We start from the raw sequence: 9,473 nt of genomic DNA, 5'->3' as shown, positions 1-9,473 counted from the left end.
CGGCGGTAGCCAAGGCTGCGGAGGTCATGATGTCGAGGTTGCCAGCGTAGGCCGGCAGGTAATGGGCGGCGCCTTCGACTTCGAGGAACACCGAGGTTTTCAGGCCGGAGAATTTGCCCAGGCCAGGAATGTTCAGCGGCGCATCTGCCGGGATCACGTCGAACTGCACGTTTTGCTTGAGGCGATAGCCCGGCACATAAGCCTGCACGGCCGCCGCCATTTCGACGATGGAGGCTTCGACCAGCGCCTGATCCGCCGCTTCGGACAGCACAAACACTGTGTCGCGCATGATCAACGGCGGCTCGGCCGGGTTCATCACGATGATCGCCTTGCCCTTGGCCGCGCCGCCGATGACTTCGATGGCCTTGGACGTGGTTTCGGTGAATTCGTCGATGTTGGCGCGAGTGCCGGGCCCGGCGGATTTACTCGCGATCGAGGCGACGATTTCGGCGTAATGCACCTTGGCCACGCGCGACACCGCGGCGACCATCGGAATGGTCGCCTGGCCGCCGCAGGTGACCATGTTGACGTTGAGCTGATCGAGGTTCTGCTCCAGGTTCACCACCGGCACGCAGTACGGGCCGATGGCTGCCGGCGTCAGGTCGATCAGGCGGATGCCGGGCTTGATCGCGCGCAGGAACGCATCGTTCTGCACATGCGCGCCGGCCGAGGTGGCATCGAAGACGAAATCGATGTGCTGGAACACGTCCATGCGGGTCAGGCCTTCGACGCCTTCGTGGGTGGTAGCCACGCCCATGCGCTGGGCGCGGGCGAGGCCGTCGGAAGCCGGGTCGATGCCGACCATGACCGCCATTTCCAGATGTTTGGCGTTGCGCAGGATCTTGATCATCAGGTCGGTGCCGATGTTGCCGGAACCGATGATGGCGACTTTGAGTTTATTCATTGTTATTGCCTCATATGCACGCAAGTCGCCGATTACTCGGCGCGACTGTCTACCGAGAAGTTCACGCCGACCCGGCCGATGCCGTCGATCTCGGCCTCGAACCGATCACCGGCAGCGACCGCCACCATCGGCCCCAGCGCGCCGGTGAGAATGATGTCGCCGGCCCGCAGCGGATCGCCCAGGCGCGCCATGGCGCAGGCCAGCCAGACCGCCGCATTGAGCGGGTGACCAAGGCATTCGGCGCCACTGCCGCTGGACACTTCTTCAGCGTTGCGGGTCATCCGCATGCTGGCCTGGCGCAGGTCGAGCCCATCGAGACGTCGAGCCGGGCCACCGAGTACGAAGCAGCCGCTGGACGCGTTGTCAGCCACGGTATCGACGAAGCGGATGTTCCAGCCCTGGATGCGACTGCCGACGATTTCCAGGGCCGGCACGACCCAGCCGGTGGCCGCCATTACGTCGGCGAATGTGGTGTCGGCGCGGGGCAGGTCGCGTTCGAGGATCAGCGCGATTTCAGCCTCGATCTTCGGTTGCAGTACGCGGCCGCTCGGCACGGTGGCGTTGTCGCCGTAGCACATGTCGGCAAACAGGGTGCCGAAGTCCGGCTGGTCCACGCCCAGCTGGGCCTGGACCTTGGGGTTGGTCAGGCCGATCTTGCGCCCGACCACGCGGCGCCCGTTGGCCACGCCGTGGTCGACGTTGAGGCGCTGGATGGCATACGCGGCGGCGTTGTCTGCACCGATCCGCTCGCGCAGCGGCCCGATGGCTTCGCCGTGGTCTTCGGCCTGGCGCAGGTCGGCGGCGAGTTGTTGCAGGGTGTCTTGAGTCAGCGTCATGTCAGCCTCGATGATCAGTGGGTCAGGAAGTCCAGGACCATGCGGTTGAACTTCTCGGCGTGTTCCCACTGCGCCCAGTGGCCGCAACGGTTGAACACGTGCAACTGTGCCCGGGGCAGGCCGGCCAGCAGGCGCAAGCCGGTGTCCATCGGCACGAAGCGGTCCTCGCGGCCCCAGACGAGCAGGGTGTCGGCGCTGATTTCGTGCAGGCGGTGGCTGAAATCCGGAAATTGCTTGGGGTTGAGCGTGCTGCTCTTGACGAAGTTGTCCAGGTGATCGCGGCGCGACAGGATGTTGTCCAGGCGGGTCTGGAACAGCTCGTCGGTGAGGCCGCTGGCGTCGAAAACGAAGACATTCATCATCTTCTTCAGGTTCTCGATGGTCGGGTCGCGGTACAGCGCGCCGATCAGCTTGATGCCTTCGGTGGGCTGCGGCACGAAGGCACTCGGGCCGCCGGTGCCGCCGCCCATCAGGATCAGCTTGCCGATCCGCTCAGGGTATTCCAGGGCGAAGGCGACGGTGCTGTGGGCCCCCATCGAATTGCCGATGATGTGCACGCGCTCCAGCCCCAGCACATCGAGCAGGCCCTTGAGCGCTTGGGCATTGAGGTTCGAGCGCGAGCCTTCGCTGACGATCGTGTCGCTTTTGCTCCAGCCGGGGCAATCCATCAGGATCACGCGAAAACCGGCATTCACCAGCGGCTCGATATTGCGATTGAAGTTGGCCCAGCCGCTCGCGCCCGGCCCGGAGCCGTGCAGCATGACCACGGTGTCGGCGCCTTCGCCAAGGTCGTTGTAATGCAGTTGCAGGTCCAGGTCGCCTTCCTTGATACGGGCAAAGCGGCTGGTGGAGGCTTCACTGAAAGCAGTGGCAGTCATGGCAGAGTTCCTTGAATTCATGGGTGAGGGGGCAGCGGCTGTGCGCCAAGCGCACCGAAACCTGCGATCCACTCGGGAATCGGGCGGTAGTAGCGGCCTTCGGTCTGATACGGGCCGAAGGCACTCAGGGCCGCGAAGGCGGCGACCCAGGTTTTGACTTCATGGGTCGACTTGCCGGCCAGCGCCGACAACGCGTCATTGCCCAAGCTGTCGAGGTCGCGCATGCGGCCCTGTTCGAGGCTGTCGAGAAACTGCTGATCCCAGGCCGGGTTCAGCGGGTGCAGGCTGTTCGGGTCTTCGACGAAAGCGCGGGCGGCTTGAATCACCCGGTTCTGGCGGGCCTGTCGTTCATCGGCGGGGAGCTGACGCCCGCTGCCCATCAGACGGTCAGCCATGCGCGCGTCGACCTTGGCCAGTTCCGGTACCGGTGGCTGATGGGACAAACCACCGGAAGCGAGGAACAGCACACGTTTATCCAGCGCTTTGGCCCATTGGCCGATCGCTTCACCCAACAGTCGGGCGCGCTTGAAACTCGGCAGCGGCACCGCCACCGAGTTGATAAACACCGGAATCACCGGGCAGCGCTGCAAGCCGCCGAGCAACAGTTCCAACGGTTGCGCGAACCCATGGTCGACCTGCATGCGATACGACACCGCGGCATCGACACCGGCATCCAGCACCGCCTGGGCGCAGGATTCGGCCAGCGCTTTGGGCACGTCGAGCGGGCCGGCGGCGGTGTCGAAATCGCCAATCGCGTGGGCCGCCATGCCGATGCAAAAGGCCGGCATCACGTCGTAGAAAAAGCCGTTGTAATGGTCGGGAGCGAACAGCACCACCAGCTGCGGGTCGAAGCGGGCGATGCGCTCGCGCGCGGCGTCGATCACGCCGTCGACTTCAGCCAATACCTGCGGCGCCGGATCGACGTAGCCCACCAACGGCGTATGAGACAAACAATGCACAAAGGCGCTCATGTCACGCGACCTTGCTGACAACAGCGTTCGCCGAGGTCGGTGGCACGGCTTTGAGCGCCCGGGCCAGGTCATCGCAGGCCTGGCCGACGGTTTGCGGGATGGCCAGGCCGGCGAGGAAGCGGTCCGGACGCACCAGGGCGATGGACGAGGTGCCGAGCGCGAACCATTCTTTCAAGCGCCCGCTGCTGTCACCCACGCGGATCACGTCTTGGCCGGCATCGCTCGGTACTCGGAGCTGGACGTCCGGCAACACTTGGATGAAGCGCGTGCCCAGGGCTTTCCAATGGGCGATTTGCGTGGCCGACAGGCCCCAGGTCGGATCGCAGCCCCAGGCGATGATCGCAAAGTTGTCGCCAATCACTTCGTCCAGCAGCACGGTGGTGCCGGCGTCGGTCAAGACCTTTGGCTGAATGAACATCTTGCCCACCGGCGAGCCTTTTGCAGTCGGCACGATCAACGCGCCCCGGGTGTATTGCGGCATCGGTTTGAAGCGCATTTCGACGAAGTAACGCTTGACCGGCGGCAGGTAGTTGAGCAGCCACGACACCCCATCGCGCAGGGTGCCTTGCCAGCGTTTCGGCGGCGCCAATACGTGGCCGGCGAGTACGGAGAGGTTGATCATCGCCTTGGCGTGGTCGCGGCGTTCCTGTTCGTAGCTGTCGAGCAGGCTGTCGGCGGCCAGGCCCTTGATCACCAGCGCGAGTTTCCACGCCAGGTTCAAGGCATCGCGCATGCCGCTGTTGTAACCCTGGCCTTGCCATACCGGCATGATGTGCGCGGCATCGCCGGCCAGCAGCACCCGGCCCTGGCGGAACCGCCCGGCCAGACGCGCGTTATGGGTATAGACGCGGCTGCGGATCAGCTCGATGCGGTCGGGGTTGGGCAAGACTTTGCTCAGCAGCTTGCGCAGGTTCTCGGGCTTGCTCAGCTCGGTCTCGGTTTCGCCGGGCATCACCATGAACTCGAAACGACGCACGCCGTGGGGCAGGGCGGCGGACACGTAAGGACGCACCGGGTCGCAGCACAGATAGACATGGGGCGTGGCCAGCGGGTCGTTGGCGATGTCGACCACGATCCACTGATTGGGCGCGGTCTTGCCTTCGAAACTGATGTCCAGGCTGCGCCGCACCAGGCTGTTGCCACCGTCGCAACCGATCAGGTAACGGGCATTCAGGCGTTCGCTGCGGCCATGCTGATCCTTGAGGTTGAGCACCACCGCGCTGTCGCTTTGTTCAAAGCTGTCTAGCTCGCGACTGAACAGCACCTTGACGTTGCTGAAGCGCTGCAGGCCGTCGAACAGCACGCGGTCGGCCAAAGGTTGAATGAACGCGTTGCGACGGGACCAGCCGAACTCGTCGGTTTTCGGTTGGATATCGGCAAAGCAGCGACCCTTGGGCGTCAGGAAACGCATGGCGTGCCAGGGCGTGGTATGCGGCAGCACCTTGTCCGCCAGACCGACGGCCTGGAACGTGCGCAGGCTTTCATCGTCCAGGCCGATGGCGCGGGGGTAGTCGATCAGGGTGTCGAGCTTTTCCACCAAGGTGACGTTTACGCCACGTTGCCCCAGGTAATTGGCGATCATCAAGCCGACAGGGCCGGCGCCGACGATGGCAACGTCGGCGGTCAGCTCCAATGTGGAAGGAGCGGGTGCAAGACTCATGGGTATCTCCGTACAGCGTTTTTGGATTTCTTGTGGGGCGCAGTATGGAAATCACGAGGCTGGTGGACAACGAAAACCCCTGCTAGTGTGCACCAGGTGCACAGCGTTGATTTGAAACGATAATGGAGCGTCCATGAGCGAAACAGAATACAAAACCGTTCGTGGGCTGATGCGGGGTTTGGCCCTGATCAATGGCTTGAATCGTTTCGATGGCGGGGCCAGTACGGCGCAGTTGGCCGAGCAAAGCGGGCTGCACCGGACCACGGTTCGCCGGCTGCTGGAGACCTTGCAGGCCGAGGGTTACGTGCGCCGCAGCGAGTCGGATGACAGCTATCGCCTGACGCTGAAAGTCCGCGAACTGAGCGAGGGATTTCGCGACGAGCAATGGATTTCGTCGATTGCCGCACCGCTGCTCGGCGAGCTGCTGCAACAAGTGGTCTGGCCCACTGACCTGTGTACGCTGGACGGCGACGCCATGGTGATACGCGAGACCACGCATCGCTTCAGTCGCCTGTCGTTTCACCGCTCCATGGTCGGCCGGCGTTTACCCTTGCTCATGACCGCCATCGGGCGCGCGTACTTCGCGTTCTGCCCGCCGGCCGAGCGCGAAGAGCTGATCGAGTTGTTGATCAGCCGCGACGATGAACAGTCGGCGCTGGCGGCGGATCGCGGCTTTGTCGATCGGTTGGTCGAGCACACCCTTGGCAAGGGCTACGGCGAAAACAATTCCCACTGGGGCCTTGAGCGTAAAATCGCTGCGATTGCGATTCCGATCAGGCACGAGGAGCGGGTGATGGGCTGCCTGAATCTGGTCTACATCGCCAAGGCGATGTCAGTTGAGGAAGCCGCCCGCCGCTATCTGCCGGCCATGCAGGGCGTGGTGGAAAAAATCAGAACGCAATTGGCGGAGTGCTGATGCTTGGTTGTGTGGCGCTCTAATCGGCCGGCGAGGCTTTTTCCGCCGCCTCATTGATCAGCACCATACTCTGCGGCGAAGACAGCGCCACGCCGAGTTCGCGCAGGCGCCCGAGGACGGTGAACAGCAGGTCGCTGCGGGCTGTTCCCACCGAGCGCGGGCTGTTGACGTAACCGCTGACGCCGATGACCAATCCGTTGGCGGTCAGGTCCTTGAACGTCACCGACGGCGCCGGCGTGTCCAGCACGTCTTCGTGTTCGGTGAATGCCGTCAACAGCAGTTCGCGGATCTGCAGCACATCGGTTTCCAGCGGCAGGGTCAGGGTGATGCCGACCACGCCCAGCGCATTGCCCATGGTCACGTTGCGCACGTTCTGGGTGATGAACTGCGAGTTGGGCACGATCACCGTTGAGCGATCGGACATCTGGATTTCCGTGGCGCGCACGTTGATGCGGCGGATATCGCCTTCGACGCCCGCGAGGCTGACCCAATCGCCGACTTTGACCGGGCGTTCGGTGAGCAGGATCAGGCCGGAGATGAAGTTCTGCACGATCGCCTGCAGGCCGAAACCGATGCCCACCGACAGCGCACTGACCACCCAGGTCAAGTTGGTCAGGCTGATATTCAGCGTGGACATCACCACCACCGCGACCAGCACGAAGCCGATGTAACCCACCAGGGTCACCAGCGAGGCGCGCATGCCGGCGTCCATGTTGGTTTCCGGCAGCAGCCGTTCGCCGAGCCAGTTCTTGAGCACGCGCACGCCGAACAGGCCGATCGCGAGCAGGACAAGGGCCAGCAGAATATCGCCGGGGGCGATGTTCAGGTTGCCCAGCGGCTTGCTGCCCAGGTCGAGTTGCGTCAGCCCCGCCAGCAGCTCGCCCGGGCTGGAGCCGGAGGGCAGGAACGCCAACAGCACCGCGGTGAACATCAGCAGGGTGCGGCCCACGCCCGCGAGTATCGTGCTGGCCTGTGCCTGGTGGCGTTCGGACAGGCCCAAGGCCGAGCCGAGCGCCAGGCCGCCAGGCTGTTTCGGCGAGAGCAGGGTCTCGCAGAGGTCGCCGAAGCAGGCGATCAGCAGATAAGCCGTCGCCGCGACCACGCTCATCCACAGCAGTTTGACGGTGAGGAAGTAAGCCAGGGTCAGGTAGCCGCTCAACAGCGCCAGCAGGGCGATCCCGATCCAGGTCCCGGCGACAAACGGAATCAGCCCGGCGATGCCGCTCATGCGTTCAAGCGCGTATCGGCGGCGGGTGCGGCGGTAACGCAGCAGGCCGAAGAAGAACACCAGCGCGATGGCCAGCGCGGTCAGGCCGTTCACCGCCGCGGTCAGTGCCAGGCTGCTGGCGATGACGCTGTTGATGCGTTCCTGGGTGCCGATCAGCATCAAGGCCAGGCCCATCAGCACGGGGAAGGGGGCCAGGGCGACGGCGATCTGGTCGGGGATCTGGGGCAGGCGCCAGGACGGATGCGCGCGCATCAACAGGGCGCGACCGAGGCCGACAATGAAGGCGCAGAACACCACCAGGGTCTGCAATTGATCGAGCAGCGTGAGCATGTCGGCGCTGGGCACGGTGTCGCGTAGCACGCCCCAGCGCAGCAGCGTGGCGGCCAGGCTGATGGTCAGCACGGTGGCCAGCCCCACCGCCAGCGCCAGGGCACTGCGACGCAGGCGGCCTTCGGGGATCCAGCGCACCGTCAGCCGGACCAGCGTGTGCTCCAACACCCGTCGTCCCGTCACCCAGACCAGCAGCGCACCGAACAGCATGCTCACGAAAAACCAGCGGTTTCCCGGCGCCACGGCGGTGTCCATCACGCTGCGGACATCGGCGTACAGGCCGCGTAAACGGCTGAGATCGTCGTCGGTCGGGCGGATGATGTTGGACCAGAACACCACACTGATCGGGCTCGCCGAGCGGGTGCTGATCTGTGAGTCGAAGAGGCTGCGGCGCAGGCTGAAGATCTGCGCGGCCATGTCGCTGGCGGATTGGCTCAGGCTGCTGGCCTGGCGCTGCTCGTTGAGCAGGGTGTTCTTCTGCCGGGTCAATGCGCTGCGTTGTTGGGTCAGGCTGGGAGGCTCATTGACCTGTACCGGGCCAAGCACGTTGAGCTGGTCATCCAGGTGTTCAAGATCGAGGATTTGTTTGGCGGCCAGGGTGTCGGCCTGTTTTTGCACCTGCAAGGCGGCCTGGCGCAAGGTCGAGAGCAGGTCGTCGTTGGCGCTGCCCGTGACTTTCTGGCGGATCAGGTCGAGTTGGTCGTTGAGGTCTTGCACACTGGCGTCTTCAGCCAGCAGCGGCACACTGCGCGGGTCGCTGATCGGCGAAGGCGCAGCCTGCGCGAGGCTGGGCAACGTAGCGCACAGCATCAGCAGGGCGAACAGCCCGGTGAAAAAACGGCTCGTGGTGACTCGATGCATGCGCCTTGCCCTTTGACGGTTACCCAAATACCTAAGCGTCACCACTCTATGAGGCGAAGGCAAGCCATTCGTGCGAATTTTTTGGGGAGGCACGGCGGCAACGATGCGCGTGGTCAGGCGGCGGCACAAGATTGTTTAAACCTTCTGCCTCAGCGCTATGTCGATAGCTGGACATACTTCGCCAACTGAGGCAACGCCAATGATAGGAGTCGTGATACCCGCCCATAATGAAGAGCGGCAGATCAGCGAGTGCCTCGCTTCTGTGCGGCTCGCCAGTGAACATCCCGCGCTTGACGGCCGCCCGGTTGAGATACTCGTGGTTCTGGATGACTGCTCCGACCGCACCGACGCGTTGGCGGCGGCCCACGGTGCGGCGACACTCGACGTGCGTTTTCAGAATGTGGGCAAGGCCAGAGCCGTCGGCGCCGAGACGTTGCTCAAGCGCGGCGTGCAGTGGCTTGCCTTCACGGATGCAGACACGCGGGTTCCCCAGGATTGGCTGGTGCGCCAGCTCGGGTTTGGCGCTGACGCGGTGTGCGGCACCGTCGAGGTCGACAGCTGGAACGAGCACGGCGAACGGGTGTGCGCGCAATACCTGGAGCGCTATCGATTCATCGAAAACCACCGCCACATCCATGGGGCAAACCTTGGGTTGAGTGCCGAGGCCTATCGCACCGCCGGTGGGTTTCAGCACCTGGCCGCCGATGAAGACGTCCGCCTGGTGGCCGACCTTGAACGGACCGGCGCGCGGATCGCCTGGACGGCCACCATTCCGGTGATTACCAGCGCGCGTCGGGACTACAAGTGCCAGGGCGGGTTTGGCGAATACCTGGCTTCGCTGATCCCGCCATCCGCTCACGCCGAAGCCGATTCCCCCTGCACCTGAGCC

8 protein-coding genes are annotated in these 9,473 nt (G+C 64.1%); 2 read left to right on the top strand and 6 right to left on the bottom strand.

Annotation, left to right across the window (positions count from 1 at the left end; translation table 11 throughout):
• The 5 genes from TU80_RS28440 to TU80_RS28420 form a co-directional block, all read right to left on the bottom strand.
• On the bottom strand, positions 1-904 hold a 904-nt coding region (locus TU80_RS28440; RefSeq protein WP_057005928.1), incomplete at its 3' end, for an acetaldehyde dehydrogenase (acetylating).
• Between the two features lie 32 nt (positions 905-936).
• Positions 937-1,740 (bottom strand): 2-keto-4-pentenoate hydratase, encoded by an 804-nt coding sequence (mhpD, locus tag TU80_RS28435; RefSeq protein ID WP_017847921.1) that lies wholly within the window; start codon positions 1,738-1,740, stop codon positions 937-939.
• A 14-nt stretch (positions 1,741-1,754) separates the two neighbouring features.
• On the bottom strand, positions 1,755-2,618 hold the full coding sequence (locus tag TU80_RS28430; protein ID WP_017847920.1) for an alpha/beta fold hydrolase: 864 nt from the start codon (positions 2,616-2,618) through the stop codon (positions 1,755-1,757).
• A 17-nt stretch (positions 2,619-2,635) separates the two neighbouring features.
• The gene (mhpB, locus tag TU80_RS28425) at positions 2,636-3,589 is read right to left on the bottom strand and encodes a 3-carboxyethylcatechol 2,3-dioxygenase (protein ID WP_046484029.1); all 954 of its coding nucleotides are present in this window, start codon (positions 3,587-3,589) and stop codon (positions 2,636-2,638) included.
• Between the two features lies 1 nt (position 3,590).
• Positions 3,591-5,249: a bifunctional 3-(3-hydroxy-phenyl)propionate/3-hydroxycinnamic acid hydroxylase gene (locus tag TU80_RS28420; protein ID WP_057005927.1), complete on the bottom strand. Its 1,659-nt coding sequence runs from the start codon at positions 5,247-5,249 to the stop codon at positions 3,591-3,593.
• Positions 5,250-5,382: 133 nt separating this feature from the next.
• Between TU80_RS28420 and TU80_RS28415 the strand changes: the two genes are divergently transcribed.
• Positions 5,383-6,165 carry a DNA-binding transcriptional regulator gene (locus TU80_RS28415; protein ID WP_017847917.1) on the top strand — a complete coding sequence of 261 codons (783 nt, stop codon included), beginning with the start codon at positions 5,383-5,385 and terminating at the stop codon, positions 6,163-6,165.
• Between the two features lie 19 nt (positions 6,166-6,184).
• On the opposite strand, the gene TU80_RS28410 is transcribed toward TU80_RS28415, so the two are convergent.
• A complete protein-coding gene (locus TU80_RS28410; protein WP_057005926.1) occupies positions 6,185-8,584 on the bottom strand; it encodes a DUF3772 domain-containing protein in 2,400 nt (799 codons plus the stop codon).
• 199 nt (positions 8,585-8,783) lie between these two features.
• Here TU80_RS28410 and TU80_RS28405 point away from each other — a divergent pair, with 199 nt between their 5' ends.
• The gene (locus TU80_RS28405; protein ID WP_057005925.1) at positions 8,784-9,470 is read left to right on the top strand and encodes a glycosyltransferase family 2 protein; all 687 of its coding nucleotides are present in this window, start codon (positions 8,784-8,786) and stop codon (positions 9,468-9,470) included.
• The last annotated feature ends 3 nt before the right edge of the window (positions 9,471-9,473 follow it).

Origin of the sequence: Pseudomonas veronii (assembly GCF_001439695.1) — a bacterium.
Lineage (GTDB): Bacteria > Pseudomonadota > Gammaproteobacteria > Pseudomonadales > Pseudomonadaceae > Aquipseudomonas > Aquipseudomonas veronii.
This window is presented reverse-complemented; position numbering and strand designations above follow the sequence as displayed.